The sequence below is a fragment of the Pseudomonas sp. P105 genome, from assembly GCF_032614175.1.
Classification (GTDB): Bacteria; Pseudomonadota; Gammaproteobacteria; order Pseudomonadales; family Pseudomonadaceae; genus Aquipseudomonas; species Aquipseudomonas rhizophila.
Genome location: NZ_CP126693.1, coordinates 2,409,611 through 2,434,189 on the forward strand (window position 1 = coordinate 2,409,611; position 24,579 = coordinate 2,434,189).

At 61.5% G+C, this 24,579-nt stretch carries 24 protein-coding genes; 7 read left to right on the forward strand and 17 right to left on the reverse strand.

Annotation, left to right across the window (positions count from 1 at the left end; translation table 11 throughout):
- Positions 1-16: 16 nt before the first annotated feature.
- On the forward strand, positions 17-325 hold the full coding sequence (locus QOM08_RS10965; protein WP_316912948.1) for an RcnB family protein: 309 nt from the start codon (positions 17-19) through the stop codon (positions 323-325).
- Here QOM08_RS10965 and QOM08_RS10970 read toward each other — a convergent pair.
- Both QOM08_RS10970 and QOM08_RS10975 read right to left on the reverse strand, forming a co-directional pair.
- Positions 322-654 carry a protealysin inhibitor emfourin gene (locus tag QOM08_RS10970; RefSeq protein WP_047227614.1) on the reverse strand — a complete coding sequence of 111 codons (333 nt, stop codon included), beginning with the start codon at positions 652-654 and terminating at the stop codon, positions 322-324. The genes QOM08_RS10965 and QOM08_RS10970 overlap by 4 nt on opposite strands.
- A complete protein-coding gene (locus QOM08_RS10975; protein ID WP_047227613.1) occupies positions 654-1,715 on the reverse strand; it encodes a M4 family metallopeptidase in 1,062 nt (353 codons plus the stop codon). The genes QOM08_RS10970 and QOM08_RS10975 overlap by 1 nt, the downstream gene beginning before the upstream one ends.
- 146 nt (positions 1,716-1,861) lie before the next feature.
- On the opposite strand from QOM08_RS10975, the gene QOM08_RS10980 reads away from it, so the two are divergent.
- Positions 1,862-2,203, forward strand: coding sequence for an FKBP-type peptidyl-prolyl cis-trans isomerase (locus QOM08_RS10980; RefSeq protein WP_047227612.1), 342 nt, complete (start codon positions 1,862-1,864; stop codon positions 2,201-2,203).
- Between the two features lie 56 nt (positions 2,204-2,259).
- A complete protein-coding gene (locus QOM08_RS10985) occupies positions 2,260-3,015 on the forward strand; it encodes a winged helix-turn-helix domain-containing protein (RefSeq protein ID WP_316912949.1) in 756 nt (251 codons plus the stop codon).
- A 745-nt stretch (positions 3,016-3,760) separates the two neighbouring features.
- Here QOM08_RS10985 and QOM08_RS10990 read toward each other — a convergent pair.
- Positions 3,761-4,555 carry an AraC family transcriptional regulator gene (locus QOM08_RS10990; RefSeq protein ID WP_047227610.1) on the reverse strand — a complete coding sequence of 265 codons (795 nt, stop codon included), beginning with the start codon at positions 4,553-4,555 and terminating at the stop codon, positions 3,761-3,763.
- Positions 4,556-4,664: 109 nt separating this feature from the next.
- Between QOM08_RS10990 and QOM08_RS10995 the strand changes: the two genes are divergently transcribed.
- The gene (locus tag QOM08_RS10995) at positions 4,665-5,594 is read left to right on the forward strand and encodes a DMT family transporter (protein WP_076385300.1); all 930 of its coding nucleotides are present in this window, start codon (positions 4,665-4,667) and stop codon (positions 5,592-5,594) included.
- Positions 5,595-5,648: 54 nt separating this feature from the next.
- On the opposite strand, the gene QOM08_RS11000 is transcribed toward QOM08_RS10995, so the two are convergent.
- The 5 genes from QOM08_RS11000 to QOM08_RS11020 form a co-directional block, all read right to left on the reverse strand.
- A complete protein-coding gene (locus QOM08_RS11000; protein WP_047227608.1) occupies positions 5,649-6,668 on the reverse strand; it encodes a branched-chain amino acid aminotransferase in 1,020 nt (339 codons plus the stop codon).
- A gap of 257 nt (positions 6,669-6,925) precedes the next feature.
- A complete protein-coding gene (gene lpdA / locus QOM08_RS11005; protein ID WP_139050560.1) occupies positions 6,926-8,308 on the reverse strand; it encodes a dihydrolipoyl dehydrogenase in 1,383 nt (460 codons plus the stop codon).
- 18 nt (positions 8,309-8,326) lie between these two features.
- Positions 8,327-9,589: a dihydrolipoamide acetyltransferase family protein gene (locus QOM08_RS11010; RefSeq protein ID WP_160891780.1), complete on the reverse strand. Its 1,263-nt coding sequence runs from the start codon at positions 9,587-9,589 to the stop codon at positions 8,327-8,329.
- A complete protein-coding gene (locus QOM08_RS11015; RefSeq protein WP_047227605.1) occupies positions 9,590-10,648 on the reverse strand; it encodes an alpha-ketoacid dehydrogenase subunit beta in 1,059 nt (352 codons plus the stop codon).
- Between the two features lies 1 nt (position 10,649).
- On the reverse strand, positions 10,650-11,885 hold the full coding sequence (locus QOM08_RS11020; RefSeq protein WP_107322737.1) for a 3-methyl-2-oxobutanoate dehydrogenase (2-methylpropanoyl-transferring) subunit alpha: 1,236 nt from the start codon (positions 11,883-11,885) through the stop codon (positions 10,650-10,652).
- A gap of 192 nt (positions 11,886-12,077) precedes the next feature.
- Here QOM08_RS11020 and bkdR point away from each other — a divergent pair, with 192 nt between their 5' ends.
- Positions 12,078-12,566, forward strand: a complete 489-nt coding sequence (gene bkdR, locus QOM08_RS11025) for a Bkd operon transcriptional regulator BkdR (RefSeq protein ID WP_047227603.1) — start codon at positions 12,078-12,080, stop codon at positions 12,564-12,566.
- A 37-nt stretch (positions 12,567-12,603) separates the two neighbouring features.
- On the opposite strand, the gene QOM08_RS11030 is transcribed toward bkdR, so the two are convergent.
- The 7 genes from QOM08_RS11030 to QOM08_RS11060 all read right to left on the reverse strand — a co-directional run bounded on the left by QOM08_RS11030 (position 12,604) and on the right by QOM08_RS11060 (position 19,720).
- A complete protein-coding gene (locus QOM08_RS11030) occupies positions 12,604-13,473 on the reverse strand; it encodes an aldose 1-epimerase (RefSeq protein WP_310663000.1) in 870 nt (289 codons plus the stop codon).
- A 184-nt stretch (positions 13,474-13,657) separates the two neighbouring features.
- Entirely contained in the window at positions 13,658-14,938 is a 1,281-nt protein-coding gene (locus QOM08_RS11035) for a TRAP transporter large permease (RefSeq protein ID WP_047227601.1), read from the reverse strand.
- Entirely contained in the window at positions 14,938-15,465 is a 528-nt protein-coding gene (locus tag QOM08_RS11040; RefSeq protein WP_047227600.1) for a TRAP transporter small permease, read from the reverse strand. Before QOM08_RS11040 ends, QOM08_RS11035 begins: the two co-directional genes overlap by 1 nt.
- A 73-nt stretch (positions 15,466-15,538) precedes the next feature.
- A complete protein-coding gene (locus QOM08_RS11045) occupies positions 15,539-16,516 on the reverse strand; it encodes a TRAP transporter substrate-binding protein (protein WP_047227599.1) in 978 nt (325 codons plus the stop codon).
- 55 nt (positions 16,517-16,571) lie between these two features.
- Entirely contained in the window at positions 16,572-17,477 is a 906-nt protein-coding gene (locus QOM08_RS11050; protein ID WP_076385292.1) for an SMP-30/gluconolactonase/LRE family protein, read from the reverse strand.
- 43 nt (positions 17,478-17,520) lie between these two features.
- A complete protein-coding gene (locus tag QOM08_RS11055) occupies positions 17,521-18,342 on the reverse strand; it encodes an NAD-dependent epimerase/dehydratase family protein (RefSeq protein WP_160891782.1) in 822 nt (273 codons plus the stop codon).
- A 190-nt stretch (positions 18,343-18,532) separates the two neighbouring features.
- On the reverse strand, positions 18,533-19,720 hold the full coding sequence (locus tag QOM08_RS11060; RefSeq protein ID WP_410479140.1) for an OprD family porin: 1,188 nt from the start codon (positions 19,718-19,720) through the stop codon (positions 18,533-18,535).
- Positions 19,721-20,541: 821 nt separating this feature from the next.
- Here QOM08_RS11060 and QOM08_RS11065 point away from each other — a divergent pair.
- On the forward strand, positions 20,542-20,877 hold the full coding sequence (locus QOM08_RS11065) for a DUF6124 family protein (RefSeq protein ID WP_316912951.1): 336 nt from the start codon (positions 20,542-20,544) through the stop codon (positions 20,875-20,877).
- Between the two features lie 278 nt (positions 20,878-21,155).
- The gene (locus QOM08_RS11070) at positions 21,156-21,776 is read left to right on the forward strand and encodes a TetR/AcrR family transcriptional regulator (protein WP_047230182.1); all 621 of its coding nucleotides are present in this window, start codon (positions 21,156-21,158) and stop codon (positions 21,774-21,776) included.
- A gap of 142 nt (positions 21,777-21,918) precedes the next feature.
- On the opposite strand, the gene preA is transcribed toward QOM08_RS11070, so the two are convergent.
- A complete protein-coding gene (preA, locus tag QOM08_RS11075) occupies positions 21,919-23,193 on the reverse strand; it encodes an NAD-dependent dihydropyrimidine dehydrogenase subunit PreA (protein WP_316912952.1) in 1,275 nt (424 codons plus the stop codon).
- Positions 23,194-24,561, reverse strand: coding sequence for an NAD(P)-dependent oxidoreductase (locus QOM08_RS11080; RefSeq protein WP_139050530.1), 1,368 nt, complete (start codon positions 24,559-24,561; stop codon positions 23,194-23,196).
- Positions 24,562-24,579 lie beyond the last annotated feature (18 nt).

Here is a 24,579-nt window from a genome sequence, read left to right on the forward strand (position 1 = left end):
AATCACTGGAGTTTTTATGCGCAAGCCTACCCTGATCGCCAGCCTGGTCCTGATCGCCGGTCTCGGAGCCCTTGGCCCTGTGGCGCAAGCGGTCGAGGCCACTGGAGATGCGGTGGAACATTCACCCAACAATGGTCGCCGGTTGGTGGAGGCCGACCGGACGCCGTCTGAATATCAGCGCTCGGACAAGGCCATTAAAAACTGGAAGGAGAAGGGGCTCGAAGCACCCGAAGAAGGCGCGCAATGGGTGCAGATCCATGACAAATACGTGATGGTGGTGATTGCCTCCGGCCGGATCCTGAAAATCACCCCCGTCACACGCTAGTCCTTTGAGCTCACTTCGCCTTTGTCCCACAGGCGAACCAGCTCGCCGGGTGCCTGGTCTTCAGGCACCTGCAGCACCATTTCGTCGTCCTGGTCGTTGGCGCGATAGCGCACCTCGATCCGGAAAAAACGCTGGTCGCCACGCCCCGGTGCCGCCGAGTCCAGCGGCAGGCACCCTTCCAGTACCGAACAGATACGCGTGCGCTGGTCGAGATCGCACTGGGCGAAATCGATTTCCCGAGGGCGAGTCAAACCGGGCATCGCCGCCACGCCGCCCTGGCGGGACAGCCGCACCACGGCGTGATCGTCGAGGTTTGGAAGGGGTTTCATCAGTGCTCCTCGGTTAAATCGACGCCAACCTGAGCCCAGCCGTTCTGCACCGCTTGCACTTCCCGGATGCCAAAGCGCTGGCGGGCGTGCTCGACGGTCAAGCGGGCGAAGTCGCTGAAGGAGGCGTCGTTGGCCAGTCTTCTGTCGCACAAGGTTTCATACCAGATCCGGCCGGCCTTTTCCCAGGCAAATCCGCCCAGCGTGGTGGCCGCCAGATAGAAGGCGCGGTTGGGAATGCCGGAATTGATGTGCACGCCGCCGTTGTCCTCGCGGGTGATGACGAATTCACGCATGTGCGCCGGTTGCGGGTCCTTGCCCAGCAGCGGGTCGTCGTAGGCCGTGCCGGGGTTGGACATGCTGCGCAGCCCGTCACCGTTGATCTTGTCAGTGAGCAGGTCGGCGCCGATCAGCCAGTCGGCCTGGTCGGCGGTCTGTTCGAGGACGAACTGCTTGACCAGCACCCCGAATACATCGGACATGGACTCGTTCAACGCCCCAGACTGGTTGGCGTAGATCAATCCGGCTTCGCTTTCGGTCACGCCATGGGCCAACTCGTGGGCCACCACGTCGAGGGAGCGGGTGAAACGCTGGAAAATTTCGCCATCGCCGTCGCCGAACACCATCTGCGCGCCGTTCCAGAAGGCGTTTTCGTAGTCCTGGCCGTAATGCACGCTACCCACCAGGGCGAAGCCTTTGTTGTCGATGGAGTCGCGCCCCAGCACTTTCCAGAAAAAATCGTAGGTGGCGCCCAGGGCATCGTAGGCCTCGTCCACGGCCGGGTCGCCCGTGGCTGCCTGGCCTTCGAGGCGTACCGGCTGGCCGGGCAGTTCCATGGTGTTTTGTGCGTCATGCACGCTGCGCTGGGGTTGGCCGGGCTTGCCGGGCCTGGGCAGCGCTGCGGCGGCGGGCGGGGTGTGCGGCGGACCGGGGTTGTGCCGCAGATTGCGTACGTGGGTCAGGGTGCCGAGGGCGCTGGAGCGTTGATGTTCGGAACCGTGGGCGATGATTCGGTTGAGGATATAGGGAGGAATGAAGCCGTGGAGCGGGCGAAAGTCGATCATCAGAACATCCTTATCTGAAATACAGGGTCGATACCCATGTGAACCGAAGCGGCCGCTGCGGTTCCCTTGTGCACCCAACACACAAAAGTTTGCCAGACACGCGGATTTCTGCGAAAACCCGCGCCTGAACCACACGGGAGTAGCCCATGAACGAAGAACTGCAAATCATCGACCTGGAGCAGGGCGACGGCAAAAGCGTAGTCAAAGGCGCGCTGATCACCACCCAATACCGTGGCACGCTGGAAGACGGCACCGAATTCGATTCGTCCTACAGTCGAGGCAAACCTTTTCAGTGCGTGATCGGCACCGGTCGGGTTATCAAGGGCTGGGACGTCGGCCTGATGGGCATGAAGGTCGGCGGCAAGCGCAAGCTGTGGGTGCCGGCGAATCTGGCCTATGGCGAACGGTCCATGGGCGCTCACATCAAGCCGGGCGCCAATCTGATTTTCGAAATCGAGCTGCTGGAAGTGCTGACCCGCGACGATTGAAAGTGTTGCTACTATCTGAAGTCCTGCCATGGCTCGATTCGTCGGGGGGGCGAAATATGAATGCAGAGCAACATGACCTTGGGGTGTCCCAGGTCGCCGCGGCCATTGCCGAACCGGCCCGCACCCGAATGCTGTGCGCGTTGATGGACGGCCATGCCCGAACCAGCACGGAGTTGGCGAGCATCGCCGATGTCAGTGCGTCTACCGCCAGCAGCCATTTGGCGAAGCTCAAGGAACTGGCCTTGGTGCGTCTGTACGTCCAGGGCCGACATCGCTATTACAGCCTGGCGGATAGACGCGTTGCCCAGGCGCTTGAAGCTTTGATGGTGATCGGCCAGAACCCCGCCCCGACCTTCACCCCGCGCACCCCGGATCGCCTGCAATTCGCCCGCACCTGCTACGACCACATGGCCGGCACGCTGGCGGTGCGCATGCATGATCGGATGCTTGAAGCTGGATGGCTGGTGGATGTGGAAGGCAAAGGGTATCGCCTGAGTGACTCCGGCGAAGCGCTGTTCCAAGCGCTGGGCATTGATGTCCAGGCGCTTGCCGGTCAGCGACGCCGATTTGCCTGTCCATGCCTGGACTGGAGCATGCGCCGTCCGCACTTGGGGGGCGCCTTGGGCGCGGCGTTGCTGCAAGTGGCGATCAAGCGCAAATGGGTGATTCAGGACCTGGATAGCCGGGCGCTGGGGTTGACGGCCAGTGGGCGCAAGGAAATGGCGGCGCGATTGGGTGTCGATGTCGAGATGGATGTCGGACCTGCTGGCGCCATCGCGAGCAGGCTCGCTCCCACAGTGGACCTGCGCTGAACACATGATTTATGTCCACCGACAAACCCTGTGGGAGCGGGCTTGCCCGCGAAGGGGCCTTCACATCCAGCATCCATGCAAGCTGATCCACCGCCATCGCGAGCAAGCTCGCTCCCACAGTGGAATTGCGCTGAACGCATGATTGATGGCCAACGACAGACCCTGTGGGAGCGGGCTTGCCCGCGAAGGGGCCTTCATATCCCACATCCATGCAATCTGATCCACCGCCTTCGCGAGCAAGCTCGCTCCCACAGTGGAGCTGCGCTGAACACATGATCGATGGCCACCGACAGACCCTGTGGGAGCGGGCTTGCCCGCGAAGGGGCCTTCACATCCAGCATCCATGCAAGCTGATCCACCGCCTTCGCGAGCAAGCTCGCTCCCACAGTGGAATTGCGCTGAACACATGATTGATGGCCACCGACAGATCCTGTGGGAGCGGGCTTGCCCGCGAAGGGGCCTTCACATCCAACATCCATGCAAGCTGATCCACCGCCTTCGCGAGCAAGCTCGCTCCCACAGTGGAATTGCGCTGAACACATGATTGATGGCCACCGACAGACCCTGTGGGAGCGGGCTTGCCCGCGAAGGGGCCTTCACATCCAACATCCATGCAAGCTGATCCACCGCCATCGCGAGCAGGCTCGCTCCCACAGTGGAATTGCGCTGAACACATGATCGATGGCCAACGACAGACCCTGTGGGAGCGAGCCTGCTCGCGATAGCCATTCCCGAACCACCCTCATTATCCAGCCATGTGCCTGCGCCGATACTCATCCGGCGTGGTGCCCATCATTTTGCGAAACATGCTGATGAACGCCGAGGCGCTGCTGTAGCCCAGGTCCAGGCCGATGGTTTCCACGCTCTGGCCACGTTCGAGCAGGGCCAGGGCTTCGATGACCTTCAGGCGCTGGCGCCATTCCACCAGTGACATGCCCAGGTCCCGCTGGGCCCGGCGCATCAGTGTGCGTTCGGTGGTGTTGGCGGCGCGGGCCAGTTGCGGCAAGGAGCGTGGGTCGCTGGGATTCGCCTCAAGGGTCCGCAACACGGGGCCCAGCAGTGGATCATCCGAGGAGGGCAAGTAACTGCCGGCATGAGGCGCCTGGATCAGCTTGTCCACCAGCACCTGCAACAAGCGCTGCTGCTCGGGCGTCTGAGGTTGGCTCGGCGGGTCGCTGCGCAGCTCTTCCAGCAACGCGCGGATCAGCGGGCTCAAGGTCAGCGCGCAAGGTACGGCCGGCAGCGCAGCGCACAGTTCGGCCGCCAGGTACAACGAACAATGACAGGCTTCATGCCGATTGAACCCAACGTGTTCCATGTCCGGCGGTAACCAGATGCCGTACTGCGGTGGTGCCAGGTAATGGTGCTGGGCGATCTCGATTTCCATCACCCCACTGTAGGAGTAGACGAACTCTCCCCAGGCATGCCGGTGCCGAGGATAAGTGGCGTGGGCCGGCATGCAGGCGCTGCGAAAGAAAATCGGCGAGGGCAGGGCCGCGTCGAACGGAGGAATCTTCAGATGTTGAGCTGGAGGCTGCATATCGACCGTAATGGCGGATTACCGGGATGGCTTGTCGGGTAATCACTATATCCAGCAAAGGTGTCAGGCAGACAATCCTTTCATCCATTTCTGCCCAAGGACCTTTCCCATGACCACCCGCCGCGCCCTGGATGGCCAGGTCAGTGCCCTGATGACGGGCCTCTGTGCCATCTGGGGTTTCCAGCAAGTCGCGATCAAGGCCAGCGCCGCCGACATGGCGCCGATGCTGCAACTGGGCGTGCGCTCGGCCATCGCTGCGGTACTGGTCTGGCTGTTGGTGCTGGCGCGCGGTGAACGCCTGTCCCTGGCCGATGGCAGTTGGCGTCCCGGTCTGTTGGTGGGGCTGTTGTTTGCCTTGGAGTTCGTGATGGTGGGCGAAGGCCTGCGCCATACGACGGCTTCGCACATGGTGATTTTCCTCTACACCGCGCCGATGTTCGCCGCTCTGGGCCTGCACTGGAAACTGCCGAGCGAACGTCTAAAACCTCTGCAATGGCTGGGTATCGCCGTGGCATTCGGCGGTATTGTTGTGGCGTTCAGCGGAGGGACGGGGGCGGCGAACGGCAGTTCGTTACTGGGTGATGGCATGGGGCTGCTGGCCGGTGCGCTCTGGGGGGCTACGACGGTGACAGTGCGTTGTTCACGCTTGACGAACCTGCCCGCCAGCCAGACGTTGCTGTACCAATTGGTCGGCGCCGGGGTGCTGCTGGTAGGGATGTCGGTGGTGCTGGGGCAAACGTCGATCAACCCCACACCGCAACTGCTGGCCAGCCTGGCCTTTCAAGTGTTGCTGGTGTCTTTCGCCAGTTTTCTGATCTGGTTTTCCCTGCTGCGCCGCTACCTGGCTTCGCAGTTGGGGGTGCTGTCGTTCATGACGCCGCTGTTTGGCATCGGTTTTGGTGTCTGGTTATTGGATGAACCGCTGGAGCCGAACTTCATCGTCGGTGCGGCTTTGGTATTGAGTGGGATTCTGCTGGTCAGCGGTTACGGATGGTTTCGCCAGCGTTGGGGGCGATGGCTGGTTTTGCGGCGGGAGTAAGGGAGACAAACTCATGTGGCGAGGGAGCAAGCTCCCTCGCCACATGAGCGCTGCTTAGACCTTGACGATCCAGCCAGCCGGCGCTTCCACGTCGCCGGTCTGCACGCCGGTCAGCTCTTTGTAGAGCTTCTGGGTGATCGGGCCGACTTCGGTTTCGCTGTGGAACACGTGCAGCTTGTCCTTGTAGCTGATGCCGCCAATCGGAGTGATGACCGCAGCGGTACCGCAGGCGCCGGCTTCCTTGAAGTCCGACAGTTTGTCGATGAACACGTCGCCTTCGATCACTTCCAGGCCCAGGCGCGATTTGGCCAGTTCGATCAGCGACAGGCGGGTGATGCCCGGCAGGACCGAAGGGGATTTGGGGGTGACGAATTTGTTGTCATGGGTGATGCCGAAGAAGTTGGCCGAGCCGACTTCCTCGATTTTCGAGTGGGTCATCGGGTCCAGGTAGATGCAGTCGGCGAAACTGGCCTTCTTGGCCTGGGAGCCGGGCATCAGGCTGGCGGCGTAGTTGCCACCGACCTTGGCCGCGCCAGTGCCTTGTGGGGCGGCACGGTCGTAGCTGGAGATCAGGAAGTTGTGCGGGGTCAGGCCGCCCTTGAAGTAGGCGCCGACCGGGATGCAGAAGATCGAGAAGATGAACTCGGGGGCGGTGCGCACGCCGATGTTGTCACCCACGCCGATTACGAACGGGCGCAGGTACAGCGCGCCGCCAGTGCCATAAGGCGGGATGAAGCGCTCGTTGGCGCGGACCACTTGCTTGCAGGCTTCGACGAACTGCTCGGTCTCGACTTGCGGCATCAGCAGGCGCGCGCAGCTGCGCTGCATGCGGGCGGCGTTCTGGTCAGGGCGGAACAGGTTGATCGAACCGTCCTTGCAGCGATAGGCCTTCAGGCCTTCGAAACACTGCTGACCGTAGTGCAGGGCGGTGGAGCCCTCGCTGATGTGCAGCACGTTGTCGTCGGTCAGGGTGCCGGCGTCCCAGGCGCCATCGCGCCAGTGCGACAGGTAGCGCTTGTCGGTCTTGATGTAGTCAAAGCCCAGTTTGTCCCAATTGATGCTCTCGTTACCCATGACACCCTCTATTTCTTAACAACCGTCGAAACGGTTCAAGGCTTCTGACGTTTTTTGGATGGGGACAACAATACTTCATTCCAGGGGTGTTTCGCAGCCCGCACGATAAGGGGCAGGCAGATAAATGATGGTGTTCTTGAAAATCGCGAGCAAGCTCGCTCCCACAGGTGATCTCGGTCGTTCATGCGAACGCAATTCCCTGTGGGAGCGAGCTTGCTCGCGAAGGGGCCCTCACTCACACCACCAACTCCCCTGAATCACAGATGCAACGCATGCCCCAACGCTCGCAACGCCGCTTCCTGCACCGCCTCGCCCAGCGTCGGGTGGGCGTGGATGGTGCCGGCGATGTCTTCCAGGCGAGCGCCCATTTCCAGGGACTGGCCGAACGCGGTGGACAGCTCCGAGACGCCAACGCCAACCGCTTGCCAACCGACGATCAGGTGATTGTCCCGCCGTGCCACGACCCGCACGAAGCCACTTTTCGATTCCAGGGTCATGGCCCGGCCATTGGCGGCGAACGGGAAGCTGGAAACGATGCAGTCGAGCCCGGCGGCCTTGGCCTCGTCCGGCGTCTGGCCGACCACCACCAGTTCCGGATCGGTGAAGCACACCGCTGCGATGGCCGTCGGGTTGAACTCGCGATGCTGACCCGCGATCAGTTCGGCGACCATTTCGCCCTGAGCCATGGCCCGGTGGGCGAGCATCGGTTCGCCGCTCAAATCACCGATGGCCCAGACATTGCGCATGCTGGTCTGGCAACGATTGTCGATTTTCACCGCCGAACCGTTCATCGCCAAGTCCAACGCTTCGAGGTTCCAGCCCTGGGTGTTAGGTTTGCGACCAACGGCCACCAGCACCCGGTCGGTCTCCAGGTCCAGCGTCTCGCCAGCGGGATCGCGCACTTGCAACGTGCTGGCCTGGGCATCGAAACCTTCGACGCTGTGCTTGAGGTACAGCTTCACGCCCAACTGCTTGAGTGCCTCGTGCACCGGTTGGGTCAGTTCGCCGTCGTAGGCTGGCAGGATCCGTTCCTGGGCCTCGACCACGCTGACTTCGGCGCCGAGCTTGCGGTAGGCGATGCCCAGTTCCAGGCCGATGTAACCACCGCCCACCACCACCAAATGCTTGGGCACCGAGGTCGGGGCGAGGGCTTCGGTGGAGGAAATGATCGGCCCGCCAATCGGCAGCATCGGCAGGTCGACGCTTTTCGAACCGGTGGCCAGCAGCAGGTGTTCGCACTGGATGCGGGTGTCGCCGACGTCAACGGTTTTGCCATCGACTACATTGGCCCAGCCGTGAATGACCTGGACCTTGTGCTTTTTCAGCAGGGTCGCGACGCCGGTGGTCAGCCGATCGACGATGCCGTCCTTCCATTCCACGCTCTTGCCGATGTCCAGGCTTGGCGCTGACACCGTGATACCCAGGACCGAGTCCTGGCTGTGGTGCCGTGTCTGATGGAACTGCTCGGCGACGTGAATCAACGCCTTGGACGGGATGCAGCCGATGTTCAGGCAAGTTCCGCCCAACGCCTGGCCCTCCACCAGAATGGTCGGGATGCCCAACTGACCGGCGCGAATCGCCGCCACATAGCCACCGGGGCCGCCGCCGATGATCAGCAGCGTGGTGTTCAAAGTTTGCATGGCCTGCTCCATTGATGATTAGTCCACAAACAGCGTGGCGGGCTGTTCGAGCAGGCCGCGCAGGGCCTGGATGAATTGCGCCGCGTCCATGCCGTCGACCACTCGGTGATCGAAGGAACTGGAGAGGTTCATCATCTTGCGGATCACGATCTGGCCTTTGATCACCATGGGCCGTTCGACAATCTTGTTCACGCCGACGATCGCCACTTCCGGCAGGTTCAGCACTGGGGTGCTGACGATGCCGCCCAACGCACCGAGGCTGGTCAGGGTGATGGTCGAGCCGGACAGCTCATCGCGGCTGGCCTTGCCATTGCGGGCCGCGGTTGCCAGACGCGAGATTTCTGCCGCGCTGTCCCACAAGCTACGGGCTTCGGCGTGACGCACCACCGGCACCATCAGGCCCACATCGCTCTGGGTGGCGACGCCGACATGCACAGCGCCCGAACGGTGGATGACCTGGGCCTCGTCGTCATAACGGGCGTTCATTTGCGGGAAGTCCCGCAAGGCTACGACCAAGGCGCGGACCAGGAATGGCAGCAAGGTCAGCTTGCCGCGATGGGCACCGTGCTTTTCATTCAAATGCACCCGCAGCTCTTCCAGGGCGGTGACGTCGATTTCCTCGACGTAGCTGAAATGCGCGGCGCGCTGGGTCGCTTCCTGCATGCGCTGGGCGATCTTGCGGCGCATGCCGATCACGGGGATCTGCTGTTCGTCGTGGCGTTCGGCATAACCCGAGCCGCCTTTGGCCGGGGTCGATGAACCCTGCGCCAGATAGGCTTCGAGGTCTTCATGCAGGATACGCCCGGCCGGGCCACTGCCCTGGACCAGGCGCAATTGAATGCCCAGGTCCAGCGCATGTTTGCGCACGGCCGGGGAGGCCAGCGGCCGCTCGTCCGGATCGCGGGCCACCGGCGCTTGCGGCGCGGGGCGTGGCGCAGCAGCGGGTTGTTCTATCGTCGGCTCAGGCGTTGCCACCAGCGCGGGTTTCGGCGCTGGCGCGGCGACGGCGGGTTGCGCCGACTCCTTGAGGTTGCCGGCACCTTCGACTTCAATGCGGATCAGTTCGCTGCCCACCGCCATGACTTCGCCGGGCTCGCCACCCAGGGCGATCACCCGACCGTGTACTGGCGAGGGAATGTCCACCATCGCCTTGTCGGTCATGACATCGGCGAGCACCTGGTCTTCGACCACCATGTCGCCAACCTTGACGTGCCACACCGACAGTTCAACTTCGGCGATGCCTTCGCCAATGTCCGGCATCTTGATAACGTGCGTGCCCATTCAGACCTCCATGACCCGTTTCAACGCCGCGCCCACACGGGACGGCCCTGGGAAATACGCCCACTCCTGCGCGTGCGGGTAGGGGGTGTCCCAACCGGTGACACGCTCGATGGGCGCTTCCAGGTGGTGGAAGCAGTGTTCTTGCACCAACGACACCAGCTCGGCGCCGAAACCGCAGGTGCGGGTGGCTTCGTGGACGACCACACAGCGGCCGGTTTTCTTCACGGATTTGACGATGGTCTCAAGGTCCAGCGGCCAGAGGCTGCGCAGGTCGATGACTTCGGCGTCGATGCCGGTTTCTTCGGCGGCGGCCTGGGACACATACACCGTGGTGCCGTAGGTGAGGATGGTCACGTCCTTGCCCGGGCGGGTGATGGCGGCGACATCCAGCGGCACTGTGTAGTAGCCGTCCGGCACCTGCGCCGACGGGTGTTTCGACCATGGGGTTACCGGGCGGTCGTGGTGGCCGTCGAACGGGCCGTTATACAGGCGCTTGGGTTCGAGGAAGATCACCGGGTCATCGTTTTCGATGGAGGCGATCAGCAGGCCCTTGGCGTCGTAAGGGTTCGACGGCATGACGGTGCGCAAGCCGCAAACCTGGGTGAACATCGCTTCGATGCTCTGGCTGTGAGTCTGGCCGCCATAGATGCCGCCGCCGCAGGGCATGCGCAGGGTCATCGGCGCGGTGAACTCGCCGGCCGAGCGATAGCGCAGGCGCGCCGCTTCGGAAATGATCTGGTCCGAGGCCGGGTAGACATAGTCGGCGAACTGGATCTCGGCCACCGGCCGCAACCCGTAGGCGCCCATACCCACGGCCACGCCGACGATACCGCTCTCGGAAATCGGCGCGTCGAACACCCGCGAGGTGCCGTACTTGTTCTGCAGGCCTTCGGTGCAGCGGAAGACGCCGCCGAAGTAGCCCACGTCCTGGCCGAACACCACGACGTTGTCGTCGCGCTCGAGCATCACGTCCATGGCCGAGCGCAGGGCCTGGATCATGGTCATGGTGGTAGTGGTCATGGCGGTGTCCAGCTGGATATTGTTGTTGTGATCGTTCATGTCAGATCCCCAACTCCTGACGCTGGCGCTTCAAGTGCTCCGGCATCTCTTTGTAGACGTCTTCGAACATGGTCGCGGCGCTTGGGATCTGCCCGCCAGCGAGGGTGCCGTACTGCTCGGCTTCCTTCTGCGCAGCGATCACCTCGGCTTCGAGTTCGGCGCTGACGGCGGCATGTTCCTCTTCGGACCAGTGGCCGATTTTCACCAGGTGCTGCTTGAGGCGCGCAATCGGGTCGCCCAGCGGGAAGTGGCTCCAGTCGTCGGCGGGACGGTATTTGGACGGATCATCGGAAGTGGAGTGCGGGCCGGCGCGGTAGGTCACCCATTCGATCAGCGCCGGGCCGAGGTTGCGGCGGGCGCGTTCGGCGGCCCAGCGCGAAGCGGCGTAGACCGCCATGAAGTCGTTGCCATCCACCCGCAGCGAAGCGATGCCGCAGCCGACGCCGCGTCCGGCGAAGGTGGTGGCTTCACCGCCGGCAATGGCCTGGAAGGTGGAGATCGCCCACTGGTTGTTGACCACGTTGAGGATCACCGGCGCCCGGTAGACGTGGGCGAAGGTCAGGGCGGTGTGGAAGTCCGATTCGGCGGTGGCGCCGTCACCGATCCAGGCCGAGGCGATCTTGGTGTCGCCCTTGATCGCCGAGGCCATGCCCCAGCCCACGCCCTGGATGAATTGCGTGGCGAGGTTGCCGGAGATGGTGAAAAAACCGGCGTCCTTGACCGAGTACATGATCGGCAACTGCCGGCCCTTGAGCGGATCGCGCTCGTTGGACAGCAGTTGGCAGATCATGCCCACCAACGGCACCTCGCGGGCCATCAGGATGCTTTGCTGGCGATAGGTGGGAAAGCACATGTCATCGATGTTCAGCGCCAGGGCCTGGCCGCTGCCGATGGCTTCCTCGCCGAGGCTCTGCATGTAGAACGACATTTTTTTCTGGCGCTGGGCGACCACCATGCGGTTGTCGTAGATGCGCGTCTTGAGCATGGCGCGCATGCCTTTGCGCAGGATCTCGAGAGGCACGTCTTCGGCCCATGGGCCGTGGGCATTGCCCTGGTCATCGAGCACGCGAATCAGCCCGCGGGCCAGGTCGGCCGTGTCGGACGGTTCAACGTCGATGGAGGGTTTGCGCACCGTGCCGGCATCGCTTAGATGCAGGTAGGAGAAGTCGGTCTGGCAGCCGGGACGGCCCGAGGGTTCGGGGACGTGCAGGCGTAGCGGTTCATACGCTGGGTTCATGGCTTTCTACGCTCGATCTTGTGAATTTCTTGTAGTGGGCGCGCTAGCTGACGAACTTTCCCGGGTAAGGAAAATTGTCCTACAACAATCATAGGCTCGACGCAGAAGAATATTTTTCTCTGTTGGGTTGCTGTTCAGATCATTTGCAGATAAAAAATCTGCACAACGATAAAAAACAGGATTATTTGTCTCATGCGTAAATTGGATCGCACCGACATCGGCATTCTGAACAGCCTTCAGGAAAACGCCCGCATCACCAACGCCGAGCTTGCCCGGTCGGTCAATCTATCGCCCACGCCTTGCTTCAACCGGGTCCGGGCCATGGAGGAGCTGGGGGTGATACGCGAGCAAGTCACGCTGCTGGATGCCGATCTGCTGGGCCTGCATGTCAACGTGTTCATCCACGTGAGCCTGGAAAAACAAGTGGAGGAGGCGTTGCAGCACTTCGAAGAGGCGATCTCCGACCGGCCGGAGGTGATGGAGTGCTACCTGATGGCAGGCGACCCGGATTACCTGATCCGCGTGCTGGTGCCGTCGATCCAGTCGCTGGAGCGGTTCATGATGGACTTTCTGACCAAGGTTCCGGGGGTGGCGAATATCCGTTCGAGCTTTGCGCTCAAGCAGGTTCGATATAAGACTGCGCTGCCGCTGCCGGCCAACGGGTTGACCTTGGGGACCTGAGGCCCAGCCGAGCGGGAGAGAAACCTGTCTGGAGGGGTTACAGGAGTCGACACTGCATCAAAAACCCCAACGCCACCGACTGCCCTTGCTCGAGCAAACGCAAGCCCGGCCGTCCTGGCAGGTGATGGGCATTGACCGGATGGCTGACCGGTTCGATGCAAAAGAAATCCAGTCCCACGGGACAGTACAGCAGGAAGTATTCGCTGCCGCTGGCTCGGCATTCCAGCTCATAACCCAGGTCCGGTTGCTGGATCAGGCAATGCCCGTTCCAGCCGCCAAAGCCGTTGTCCACCAGTGTGTCCGGCAGCAAGCGGGGTTGTTGGAAGTCCCAGGTTCGAGGAACGCTGCCCAACGTGGTCGGCAGTTTTTTCTCATCGCACATCCAGACTTCGGTTGCACGGGTTTGCAGGCGCGTGCCAGCAGTGCGCGGGAAGTACGGATGCAAACCCAGCCCGTGCCACGCGGCCTGTTCGGCCAGGTGGGTGACGTGCATCGCGATCTGTAACTGACCGCCGCTCAAGCGGATCCGCAGGCTGGCGCAATAGGCGAATGGATGTTGGCTGTCGAGTTGCAACAAGGCTTCCTGGGCGCTTTGCTCTATCACTTGCCACGGTTGTTGCCAGGCGCTGCCATGGATCGGGAACGGGTCGTTGGGGCTGTTGGCTTCCAAGGCGAGCCAGCCGCCCGGACAGTCGAAACCTGCGTTGGCGATCCGGTTCGACCATGGGATCAGCGGGAAGCAGCCGAGCTTACCGGGCAGGCCGTTTTCCACGGCCTGGGGCGCGGGCGGGCGCAACAGCGGCTGGCCGCTGCCGCGCAACGTCCAACTGACCAGGCTGGCACCCAGGTGCGGGGCCAGGGTCAGGCGAGTCTGTTCGTCTTCGAGTTGGAGAAGAGGCGGGGTCATGTTGGCTTGTCTGCTGGGTTGGAAAAAACTTCGGGACGACTCTTGTGTGCATGCTTTTGTGGCGAGGGAGCTTGCTCCCGCTCGGCTGCGCAGCAGACGCACGGAGTCAAAAACCTATGGGCCTGCTTCGCAGTCCAGCGGGAGCAAGCTCCCTCGCCACAAGGGGGCTTGCTCATTTATAGGGTTACAACACCAGACGCGGCAACCACAGCGAGATCGCCGGAATGTAGGTCACGGCCAGCAACACCAGGAACAGCACGCCGTAGAACGGCAACAGGGCCTTGACGGTGCTTTCGATACTGACCTTGCCAATGGCGGAGCCGACGAACAGCACTGCCCCCACCGGCGGTGTAATGAGCCCGATACCCAGGTTCACCAGCATGATCATGCCGAACTGCACAGGGTCCACGCCGATGCCCATGATCACCGGCATCAGGATCGGGGTCAGGATCAGGATCAGCGGCGCCATGTCCATCACCGTACCCAGGACCAGCAGCATCGCGTTGATGCACATCAGGATCACGTAGCGGTTGTCGGAGATGGTCAGGAACAGGGTGGTGATTTTCGCCGGGATCTGCATCAGCGTCATGATGTAGCCGAAGCTGGCGGCGAAGCCGATCAGGATCATCACGATCGAGATAGTACGCACCGTGCGATGCATCAGTTTCGGCAACTCACTCCACTTGTAGTCGCGGTAAATGCACATGGTCACGAAGAATGCCCAGAGCACAGCGATGGCGGCCGATTCGGTGGCGGTGAAAACACCCGAGAGGATGCCGCCGAGGATGATGAACATGGTCATCATGCCCCACATGGCTTCCCGGCAGATTTTCAGCGCTTGCTTGAGGGGAATCACTTCGCCCTTGGGGTAGTTGCGCTTCTTCGCGAAGATCAGGCACAGCACCATCAGGCAGGCGTTCATCAGCAGACCCGGCACGATGCCGGCCATGAACAGCGCACCGATGGAAACCGTACCGCCGGCTGCCAGGGAGTACAGCACCGCGTTATGGCTGGGCGGGGTCAGCAGGGCTTGTACCGAACCACTGACGGTCACTGCGGTGGAGAACTCCCGCGGGTAGCCGCGGCGTTCCATCTCCGGGATCAGTACCGAACCCACCGAGGCGGTGTCGGCCACCGAGGAACCGGAAATGGCACCGAAGAACGTCGAGGCCATGAGGTTGACCAGTGACAGACCGCCGCGCACGAAACCCACCAGCACACCGGCGAAGGCCACCAGCCGGCGAGACATACCACCCTCGGCCATGATTGCACCGGCCAGGACGAAGAACGGAATGGCCAGCAACGAAAATTTATTCACCCCGCCCGCGACCTGGATCATCACGGCCTGGAATGGAATATCGATCCACCACGCGCCGATCAGCGCAGCGGCACCCAGGGCGTAGGCGACCGGCATGCCGATCAGGATCAACAGGAAAAAACTGCCCAGCAGAATCAGAGCGTCCATTAAGCGGCACCTTCACTTTCTTCGACCAGGTCGAACTGCACGACCCGGCGCTTGCTCTGATCACCGAGCAAGAGTTTTTCCAGGACAAAAATCAGGGTCAGAAAACCACCGACCGGTATGGGCATGTACGTGATGCCGACCCGCAGTGTGGGCAGGGCGCTCATGTACTGATTCCAGGTGGACAGGCAGAGTTTGGTGCCGCCGCTGATCATGAAGATGCAGATCACCGCCATCAGCAGTTGGGAAAACACCGATGCCGCGGTTTTCAAGTGAGGGGGCAGGCGGTTGGTGAGCATGTCCACAGCCATGTGCGCACCAGCGCGGTAACTGGCGGCGGCGCCGATGAACGTGAACACGATCATCAGCAAAATCGCGGTGGGCTCCGGCCAGCTTGAGCCGGTACCCAGCACGTAGCGGGCGAACACGCCCCAGGGAATCATCAGAGCAATTGCCAGGACAGAGAGGCCGGCGACCCAGATGCAAGTCATGTAAATCTTGTCGTTGATGCGCAGCAGCAAATTCTTCATCGGGTTCCACCGTAACCGGGCGCGCCCGTGACATCGGGCGCACCTGGCCTTTTCAAGTACAGATTGAGAGGTGTTACTGAACGGCTTCGATACGCTTGATCAGGTCGGCGTACGGAGCACCGTATTTGGCCCGGATCGGTGCGGTGGCGTCATAGAAGGGTTTCTTGTCGACGGTGATGAACTCAACGCCCGCGGCCTTGAGTTTCTCTTCACTGGCGGCAGTCTTCTTGTCCCACAATTCGCGCTCGTCCAGCTGGGATTGCTTGGCCGCTTTTTTCACCAGGGCTTGCTGCTCGGGGGTGAGTTTTTCCCAGGTGAACTTGGACATCACCACCGGCTCCGGCAGGATCAGGTGGCCGGTCAAGCTGTAGTACTTGGCGTTCTGGTAGTGGTTGTGCTCGAGCATGGTCGGCGGGTTGTTTTCCGCACCGTCGATCACGCCGGTCTGCAGAGCACTGAAGATTTCACCGGTGTCCATGGCAATCCCGTTACCGCCCATGGCGTTGAGGGTCTCGATGAACATCGGGTTGCCCATGACGCGAATTTTCATGCCATGCATGTCTTCGGGCTTGTGCACGGGTTTCTTGGTGTAGAGGTTGCGAGTACCGCCGTCCATCCAGGCCAGGGCCACGAGGTTGAATTCGGAGTTGGTGATCTTGTCGAGGATTTCCTGGCCGATTTCACCGTCGATGATCTTGCGCATGTGTGCCTGGTCACGGAACACGAATGGCATGTTGAAGACGTTTACGTCCGGCACCACCGGCCCAACGATGCCCAGGCTGACGCGGGCCATCTGGACGGCACCGACCTGAAGCTGCTCGATGACTTCTTTTTCCGAGCCCAACACACCGCCGGAATACATCTTGAAGGTGAACGGGTCTTTCTGGCCTTTGCTTTCCTCGACCAGCGTCTTGCCGAGGATTTTTTCCGCTTCCACGGTTGGATAGCCATCGGGGTGGATATCGGCAAACTTGATCTCAAGAGCCTGTGCCGCTTGCGCAAGGAAGGCCAGGGGGAGGGCTGCGATCAGAAGCGTGCGTTTGAAATTCATGGTCAATCTCCAGTGTTGTTGTTTTTATGTCTATCGAATGAAGCGGCAATGCAGGTCAGTTGGCGGCGGGTTTCGATCCTCCGAAAGCCGTTTCAGCAAGGCCCTTGACGCCGGGGTTGAGGGCAAACACGCCCCCGGCCAGGGACTGCGGATCAGTGTCGTCGCCAGGTCGGATCGAGGTGACGAACAGGGTGTCCAGACGGCTGCCGCCAAAGGCGCACATCGTCGGTTTCTTCACCGGCACCGCCAAAGAGCGATCCAGTCGGCCATCCGGGGTGAAACGATGGATGAGGCCGGCATCGTTGGCGCAGATCCAATAGCAACCTTCTGCGTCCACCGCCGCGCCGTCCGGGCGTCCGGCCAGGGGCATCATGTCGACGAACAGCCGTCGGTTGGAGGGCGTGCCGCTGTCGATGTCGTAATCGAAAGCCCAGATCTGCTGGATCAACGGATGTGAGTCGGAGAGGTACATCGTGCGCCCATCGGGGCTGAAGCCCAGGCCATTGGGCACGATGAACCCGCTCAGTTGTGCCTCGACCGGCCCGCGCTGTCCGCCATCGAAGCGGTACATCCGCCCCTGGTCGGCGTTGGCCCCCATGTTCAGCACCATGCTGCCGGCCCAGAAACGGCCCTGGCGGTCGCAACGGCCATCGTTGAGGCGCATGTCGGTGCGGGCGTGCTCGACGCTGGCGCACAATTCGCTGTCCAGGCTGCCGTCATCAAAGGGGTGCAGGCGAAAGAAACCACTCTCCATGCCGGCGATCCAACCCCCGTCCTGGTGACGGGCGATGCAGGCGAGCATTTCGGGGGTTTCCCAGCCTTTGAGCTGTCCGGTTCCGGCATTCCAGCACTGCAACCCACCGCTGGGAATGTCCACCCAGTACAGGGCGTTCTCCTCGGGAACCCACACTGGGCTCTCACCGACGGCGTTGCGTGCATCGACAATCAATTCGGCTTGCATGGCGATTCCTTGGTTCGTTCGTATCCCATGAAAAACAGGCGAATCAGTCGTCGAACGGGCCGGCTGCGACAAAGGCGCCACCCTGGTAGACCCTGGCGGGGTCATCGGCGGCCGGCATCGGTTGCGCTTCGACCTTGTCACGGAAGACTTCGGAGCTGTCCTTAGGCTGGTAGCCCAGGTGCGCGGCCTGGCTGTTGTCCCACCAGACGTCGCGGTTGGCGGACATGCCATACACCACGGTGTGGCCGACTTTCGGGGTATAGAGCGAGCATTCGATCAGTTGGGTGAGGTCGTCGAAGCTCAGCCAGGTGCTCATCATCCGGCGGTTTTGTGGCTCGGGGAACGACGAGCCAATGCGGATGCTCACGGTTTCGATGCCGTAGCGATCGAAGTAAAAACTGGCCATGTCTTCGCCGTAGGACTTGGACAAGCCGTAGTAGCCATCCGGACGGCGAGGGGATAGGGCGTCGAGGGCCTCGTCCTGCTTGTAGAAACCGATGACGTGGTTGGAACTGGCGAAGATCACGCGCTTGACGCCATGCTTGCGGGCGGCTTCATAGATGTGGAACACGCCGCTGATGTTGGCGCCGAGGATTTCTTCGAACGGACGCTCTACCGAAACACCGCCGAAATGCAAAATGGCATCGACGCCTTCCACCAGTTGATGCACCGCCTGTTTATCAGACAGGTCGCACGGCACCACTTCTTCACTTTCATCAATGGCCGGGGCCATGTTGGCGATGTCCGACAGGCGAATGTGGCGGGCGAAAGGCTTGAGGCGTTCACGCAAGACTTTGCCCAGGCCGCCGGCAGCACCGGTCAGCAGCAGACGATTGAAGGGGTGGCGAATGTGTGTCGTAGTCATGAAATTACCTGAGCAAACGGTGAGAGGTATCAGTTGTTATAAGTTGTCGTACGACCGAGAGGGAATATCCTTATCCTACCGCTACCTTGTCAACGTTTGATCGACGAATCGCTCTACAACGGCGTCCCTGCCTTTGGCTGTCGCGTCGCCATGGCCCTTTTGAAAAGCGGCCATGGCGACCGATCCCGGCTTAAAGAAGCGAGATCGGGTAGCTGACGATCAAGCGGTTTTCATCGAACTCGTTGTTACTGAAGTCTCGACGAATCGACGCGTTACGCCATTTCACATTGAGGCTCTTCAACGCACCGCTTTGTACGGTGTAGGCCAGTTCGCTTTCGCGACCCCATTCCTTACCGTCGGTGATGGTGCCGGTGTGTACGTTGTCACCGCTGATGTAGCGGTTCATCAGGGTCAGGCCCGGTACGCCGACGGCGGCAAAGTTGAAGTCGTGGCGCACTTGCCAGGATTTTTCCTGGGCGTTGTCGTAGCTGGAGTTGTAGCTGTCGTTGGCCAGGGTGCCGCCGCTGGTGCCGTTGACGCGCATCCAGCCATCGTCGCCGCTGAGTTTTTGCAGGCCGACGTAGAAGGTGTTGCCACCGTATTTGGCCGAGAGCATGGCGAAGGCGGTCTTGTTGTCCAGGTCGCCCGCCAGGGCACTGCCTTCTTCCTTGCCGATGAAGTAGCCCAGGTTGGCGCCCAGGGTCCAGTCACCGATGGGCTGGCTGTGGGTCAGGTTGAAATATTTTTGCTGGTAGATGTCCGACAGTTCCGCGTACCAGACGCCGACCTGAGTGCGCTTGTCGTTGAAAGCGTATTCGCCGCCGCCGAAATTGAAGCGGTCGGACGTGAACGCGCCGCGGCCGTTCATCGACATGTCTTCCATGCTCGCGTCGTTACGCGGGCTGTTGGCGCGGAACTGGCCGCCGTACAGGCTCAGGCCGTTGATCTCGGTGGAGGTGACCTGACCACCGCGGAAAGTCTGCGGCAGGGACCGGCCATCGTCAGAGCGCAGGATCGGCAGCACCGGCATCCATTCGCCCACTTTCAGCTCAGTTTTCGACACCTTGGCCTTGAGTGCGACACCCAGGCGACCAAAGTCATCGGCCGGGCGGCCATCGTCATGCACCGGCAACAAGGCGGTATTGGCCGTGCCGCGACCACCGTCGAGCTTGAGCGAGTACATGCCCAGCACGTCTACACCGAAACCGACTGTGCCCTGGGTGAAGCCGGACTTGGCGTCGAGAATGAAACTCTGGGTCCATTCCTCGGCTTTGCCTTGGGCGTTAGCCGGGTTGGTGAAGTTGCGGTTGATGTAGAAGTTGCGCAGGTTGAGATTGACCTTGGCGTCATCGACGAAGCCTTCGGCGCTGGCGGACATTGGCAGGAACGCGGCAAGGCTGCTGCAACCGAGAAGGACCAGGGCGGGGCTGGCGTTGAGAAAGGTACGGCGATTTTGACGGTGGTTGGGCGAAAAACGGACACGTGTGCTCACTATGACGCTCCCTACTTTTTTGTTGTTTTTATTTGTCATACGTCGTCGTACAACATGAGGTGGATTATTTGGAAGCTGCTCCTCGTTGTCAACTGGCCATTATCGGAATTGTCCAACTCGGGTGTGCTCAAAATGAGACGTTTCAATGGCTGGCGCTGGCCGAGCTCAAGATTGCAGGCCGTGGCGCCGTGTCGAAGCGTGGTTTGAGAGTAGCGGGGAGGGTGCTTGGTTGTGCGATGACTGGTCTAAGACATTAGTCGAATGCGCACGATCCAACGGACGGTGAAGTCCTTTGTGGCGAGGGGATAAATCCCCTCGCCACAAGGGTGTGTTGTTTAACCCTATGCCGGGTCCAAACGGGTTTGTGTTTATCCAGATGTAGGATCGTTCGGGGTCGGGCTACGTTGTCTTGCGCCGTTGCCTACAACTGCGCCAGAATCCGCCGGCTTGTGCGTCTGGGGGGCAGGGCTCTATCGTTTCCGGGTCGCTGATTGAATCAGTGATCGGGTTTGGTAGCCCGGCTTTTGACTTGACGCATAGCCCCTGTCATACAGTCCGTTTTGGTATCTGTTTTATGGCGGTCATGCGCAGGGCGTTTTCGGACGCGCCGGTTCTCCAAGTCACCGGTCTACCAACCCGCGTATGGCCGCCACCCTTCGTTTGGTAGCGAGAGTGATGGCTCCATTTTTCGATTTGGAGATTCACCAATGTTCAAAGTAACCCCCAACCCACCCGGTACAGATCCATCCAATTCCAAGGCGTTCGACAAAGCCGCCGACCGCATCCTCGACCACTACCTCAAGCCCAAACCCAGCAAATCCGAGGCCGATCCCGGCCAACTGTTCACCGTCGCCAATGGCGTCGACACCGAAACCCTGCTCGCCAACCTCAGCGAAAACCTGGCCTCGGCCAATGCCATGGTCAGCGACTTGGCCTTCGACCTGGAAGGTCCCAGGCGCCACATCGCCCTGGGCATCCAGCAATTGATCGAATTGAGCGGATTGCTGGCGAACCGTGCGCTGGATAACGTCGAAGCGCACTAGCTGACTCACCCCTTGAAACTGGCCTTTGAAGAACACCCCCAGAGGCCAACCCGAACCTGCTTTTGTGGCGAGGGAGCTTGCTCCCGCTGGGCTGCGCAGCAGCCCCAAAATGAACTGGCGCGGTTTTCCAGGGATACCGCGCCAGCCGGTTTTACGACTGCTGCGCAGCCGAGCGGGAGCAAGCTCCCTCGCCACAGAAGCTTTCCCACAAGCAGCGCCGGTGTTTTCAGAAGTGGGTGAATGCTAGTCTTGACCAACGCTGTCGTCAGGGAGCCCTCATGGGCAATCACAAGATCGAGATTCGTCGCAGTAACGTCGAGAAAATCCTGCTGGCCGCCGAAAAGGTCTTTGCCGAAAAGGGCTTCGGCGGCACCGCCATGGCCGACATCGCTGCCGAGGTGCAACTGCCCCGATCCAACCTGCATTATTACTTCAGCACCAAGAGCGAGCTGTACAGCGCCGTGCTGTTCGATCTGTTGGAGGTCTGGAAGCAGGATGCCTTGTGCTTCGAGATGTTCGATGACCCGCGGGTGGTGCTCAGCAGTTACATCCGCGCCAAGATGAACCACTCCCGTAGCCGGCCCTACGGCTCGAAGGTCTGGGCCAACGAAATCATCCACGGCGCCCCGACCCTGGGCCAGGCGCTGGATGCCAGCCTCTATGACTGGGCCAAGATGAAAGAGGCAAAAATTCGCCAGTGGGTGGAGGACAAACGCATCCTCCCCGTAGAGCCTTCAAGCCTGCTCTACATGATCTGGGCCTCGACCCAGCACTACGCCGACTTCGACCACCAGATCAACATTCTCAATGATCACCAGCCACTGTCCGACATGCAGTTCGAACGGGCGGTGCAGACGGTGACTAGTGTGATTTTGCGGGGGATTGGGTTGGAGCCCTGAGATCTGTGTTGAGGCTGATGGCCCTATCGCGAGCAGGCTCGCTCCCACAGTGGATTTCTGGCGTACACAAAATCTGTGAACGACACGATCCTCTGTGGGAGCGAGCTTGCTCGCGATGGCGCCCGGCCAGACACCGCAAATTTCAGACCGCTACATGATAGAGATTACGCGGATCATGGTTCCAATCCAGGAACGGCTTGCCCGTTTCCACCGTCACCATCTCGATGCAGTCCTGCACCGGGCAGGTGATCTGGCAGAGGTTGCAGCCTACGCACTCTTCATCGATCACTTCATATTTGTGCGTCCCGTCCGCTTGCTTGAGGCTGGCGATGGCCTGGTGGGACGTGTCTTCACAGGCGATGTGGCAGCGACCGCAGCCGATGCAGGCCGCTTGGTCGATCTTCGCGATGACTTGATAGTTGATGTCCAGGTACTTCCAGTCGGTGGTGTTGCCCACCGCGCGACCGGAAAATGCCTGCAGGTTGGCGTGGCCGTGGTCGTCCATCCAGCGTGACAGACCGTCCTTCATCTCTTCGACAATACGAAAACCGTGGAGCATCGCCGCCGTGCACACTTGCACGGCGCCACTGCCCAGGGCGATGAATTCCGCCGCGTCGCGCCAACTGCCGATGCCACCGATGCCGCAGATCGGCAAGCCCTGGGTCTGCGGGTCACGGGCGATTTCCGCGACCATGTTCAGCGCGATCGGCTTGACCGCCGAGCCGCAGTAGCCGCCGTGGGTGCTCTGGCTGCCGACGATGGGCAGGGCGACCATGCGGTCCAGGTCGACGCTGGTGATGGAGTTGATGGTGTTGATCAACGACACTGCATCGGCGCCGCCCCGATGGGCCGCGCGGGCAGCGACGCGGATGTCGGTGATGTTCGGCGTCAGCTTGACGATCACCGGCAGCGAGCAATAGGTCTTGCACCAGCGCGTGACTTGCTCGACGTACTCCGGCACCTGGCCGACGGCCGCGCCCATGCCCCGCTCGGGCATGCCGTGGGGGCAGCCGAAGTTCAGCTCGATACCGTCGGCACCCGTGGCTTCAACCAGGGGCAGGATGCGTTTCCAGGATTCTTCCACGCACGGCACCATCAACGACACGATCAGCGCCCGGTCCGGCCAGTCCTTTTTCACCTGGGTGATTTCCCGCAGGTTGATCTCCAGCGAACGGTCGGTGATCAGCTCAATATTATTGATGCCCAGCACCTCGCGATTGGCGCCGAAGTGGGCCGAGTAACGCGACGACACGTTCACGGCCGCCGGATCCTCTCCAAGGGTTTTCCAGACCACGCCACCCCAACCGGCCTCGAAGGCACGTACCACGTTGTAGGCCTTGTCGGTCGGCGGCGCGGAGGCCAGCCAGAACGGATTGGGGGCTTTGATGCCGGCGAAGACAATCGACAGATCGGCCATTTACGCAGCCTCCACGTTGAGCATGAGTTGAGCGTTGATCGCCTCGGCGGCAAGCTTGCCGTGCTGCACGGCCTGCACCGTCAGGTCCTGGTCCAGGCTGGTGCAGTCACCGCCGGCATACACGCCGGCGATGCTGGTGCGCAAATGCTCGTCTACCAGGATCCGTCCATCCTGGCGTTTGAGTTCACGGGCCAGCGGGTCCGCCAGCGCGTGGTCATCGAAGGCCTGGCCAATGGCTTTGAAAATCCCGTCAGCGGGCAGGTCGAAGGTGTCGGCGCCGGTGACCAACCGACCGTTCTCCAGGTGGGTGCGGGAGAAACGCATGCCCCGCACATTCCCGGCCTCGTCCAGCAGCACTTGTTGCGGTTGGGCCCAGGTCAGCAGACGCACCTGATTGGCCTTGGCGATGTCTTGCTCATGGACGGTGGCGCCCATGTCCTCAAGGCCGCGCCGGTACACCAGGCTGACGTCCCGAGCACCGAGACGGGCCATCTGCACGGCCATGTCGATGGCGGTGTTGCCGGCACCGAGGACGATGCAGCGGTCGGCCAGCGGCAACTGGCTAAGGTCGTTAGCCTGGCGCAGTTCGCGGATGTACTCGGTGGCGGCCAGCAGCCCCGGCGCCTGTTCATCGCTCAGGCCCAGTTGTTTGCTGGCGGCCAGGCCGAGGCCGAGGAACACAGCGTCGAATTGCTGATGCAAGTCGCTCAAGCTGAGGTTCTCGCCCAGCTTTTGCCCATGGCGGATTTCGATGCCGCCGATGCCCAGCAGAAAGTCCAGTTCGCGCTGGGCATAATCGTCCACCAGCTTGTATTTGGCGATTCCGTATTCGTTGAGGCCGCCGGCCTTTTCCCGGGCTTCGAACACCACCACATCGTGGCCGTGCATCGCACTGCGGTGAGCGCAGGACAACCCCGCAGGACCCGCGCCGACCACGGCAATGCGCTTGCCGGTGGCGGCGGCACGTTTGAACGGGTGCTCGCTGAAGTGGGCGTTGTCCACGGCGTAGCGTTGCAACAGGCCGATCAGTACCGGCGCGCACTCTTGAGCGTTGTTGCGCACGCAGGCTTGCTGACAAAGGATCTCCGTGGGGCAGACCCGGGCACAACTGCCGCCGAGGATATTGGCCGAGAGAATCTTCTGCGCCGCGCCCTGAACGTTGTCCTGATGGATGTTGCGGATGAACGAAGGGATGTCGATCTCGCTCGGACAGGCGTTCACGCACGGCGCGTCGTAGCAGTACAGGCAACGGGATGCTTCCAGGTGCGCCTGTCGTGGGTTGAGCGGCGGCGCCAGGTCGCTGAAACGCGCGGCCAGGGTGGTCGGGTCTTCCTGGGAATGGGGGAGGTGACTCAAGGGCTGGATCATGGAATTGGCCTCACGGTG

What these genes read in the sequence shown, in the direction of transcription:
- QOM08_RS11045 (WP_047227599.1), bottom strand. Translation starts at nt 16,516, where the DNA reads ATGAATTTCAAACGCACGCTTCTGATCGCAGCCCTCCCCCTGGCCTTC.
- QOM08_RS10985 (WP_316912949.1), top strand. Translation starts at nt 2,260, where the DNA reads ATGAATGCAGAGCAACATGACCTTGGGGTGTCCCAGGTCGCCGCGGCC.
- QOM08_RS10980 (WP_047227612.1), top strand. Translation starts at nt 1,862, where the DNA reads ATGAACGAAGAACTGCAAATCATCGACCTGGAGCAGGGCGACGGCAAA.
- QOM08_RS11035 (WP_047227601.1), bottom strand. Translation starts at nt 14,938, where the DNA reads ATGGACGCTCTGATTCTGCTGGGCAGTTTTTTCCTGTTGATCCTGATC.
- QOM08_RS10965 (WP_316912948.1), top strand. Translation starts at nt 17, where the DNA reads ATGCGCAAGCCTACCCTGATCGCCAGCCTGGTCCTGATCGCCGGTCTC.
- QOM08_RS11010 (WP_160891780.1), bottom strand. Translation starts at nt 9,589, where the DNA reads ATGGGCACGCACGTTATCAAGATGCCGGACATTGGCGAAGGCATCGCC.
- QOM08_RS11060 (WP_410479140.1), bottom strand. Translation starts at nt 19,720, where the DNA reads ATGTCCGCCAGCGCCGAAGGCTTCGTCGATGACGCCAAGGTCAATCTC.
- QOM08_RS11030 (WP_310663000.1), bottom strand. Translation starts at nt 13,473, where the DNA reads ATGACCCCGCCTCTTCTCCAACTCGAAGACGAACAGACTCGCCTGACC.
- QOM08_RS11015 (WP_047227605.1), bottom strand. Translation starts at nt 10,648, where the DNA reads ATGAACGATCACAACAACAATATCCAGCTGGACACCGCCATGACCACT.
- QOM08_RS10995 (WP_076385300.1), top strand. Translation starts at nt 4,665, where the DNA reads ATGACCACCCGCCGCGCCCTGGATGGCCAGGTCAGTGCCCTGATGACG.
- lpdA (WP_139050560.1), bottom strand. Translation starts at nt 8,308, where the DNA reads ATGCAAACTTTGAACACCACGCTGCTGATCATCGGCGGCGGCCCCGGT.
- bkdR (WP_047227603.1), top strand. Translation starts at nt 12,078, where the DNA reads ATGCGTAAATTGGATCGCACCGACATCGGCATTCTGAACAGCCTTCAG.
- QOM08_RS11000 (WP_047227608.1), bottom strand. Translation starts at nt 6,668, where the DNA reads ATGGGTAACGAGAGCATCAATTGGGACAAACTGGGCTTTGACTACATC.
- QOM08_RS11065 (WP_316912951.1), top strand. Translation starts at nt 20,542, where the DNA reads ATGTTCAAAGTAACCCCCAACCCACCCGGTACAGATCCATCCAATTCC.
- QOM08_RS11020 (WP_107322737.1), bottom strand. Translation starts at nt 11,885, where the DNA reads ATGAACCCAGCGTATGAACCGCTACGCCTGCACGTCCCCGAACCCTCG.
- QOM08_RS11080 (WP_139050530.1), bottom strand. Translation starts at nt 24,561, where the DNA reads ATGATCCAGCCCTTGAGTCACCTCCCCCATTCCCAGGAAGACCCGACC.
- preA (WP_316912952.1), bottom strand. Translation starts at nt 23,193, where the DNA reads ATGGCCGATCTGTCGATTGTCTTCGCCGGCATCAAAGCCCCCAATCCG.
- QOM08_RS11040 (WP_047227600.1), bottom strand. Translation starts at nt 15,465, where the DNA reads ATGAAGAATTTGCTGCTGCGCATCAACGACAAGATTTACATGACTTGC.
- QOM08_RS10970 (WP_047227614.1), bottom strand. Translation starts at nt 654, where the DNA reads ATGAAACCCCTTCCAAACCTCGACGATCACGCCGTGGTGCGGCTGTCC.
- QOM08_RS11055 (WP_160891782.1), bottom strand. Translation starts at nt 18,342, where the DNA reads ATGACTACGACACACATTCGCCACCCCTTCAATCGTCTGCTGCTGACC.
- QOM08_RS10990 (WP_047227610.1), bottom strand. Translation starts at nt 4,555, where the DNA reads ATGCAGCCTCCAGCTCAACATCTGAAGATTCCTCCGTTCGACGCGGCC.
- QOM08_RS11050 (WP_076385292.1), bottom strand. Translation starts at nt 17,477, where the DNA reads ATGCAAGCCGAATTGATTGTCGATGCACGCAACGCCGTCGGTGAGAGC.
- QOM08_RS11070 (WP_047230182.1), top strand. Translation starts at nt 21,156, where the DNA reads ATGGGCAATCACAAGATCGAGATTCGTCGCAGTAACGTCGAGAAAATC.
- QOM08_RS10975 (WP_047227613.1), bottom strand. Translation starts at nt 1,715, where the DNA reads ATGATCGACTTTCGCCCGCTCCACGGCTTCATTCCTCCCTATATCCTC.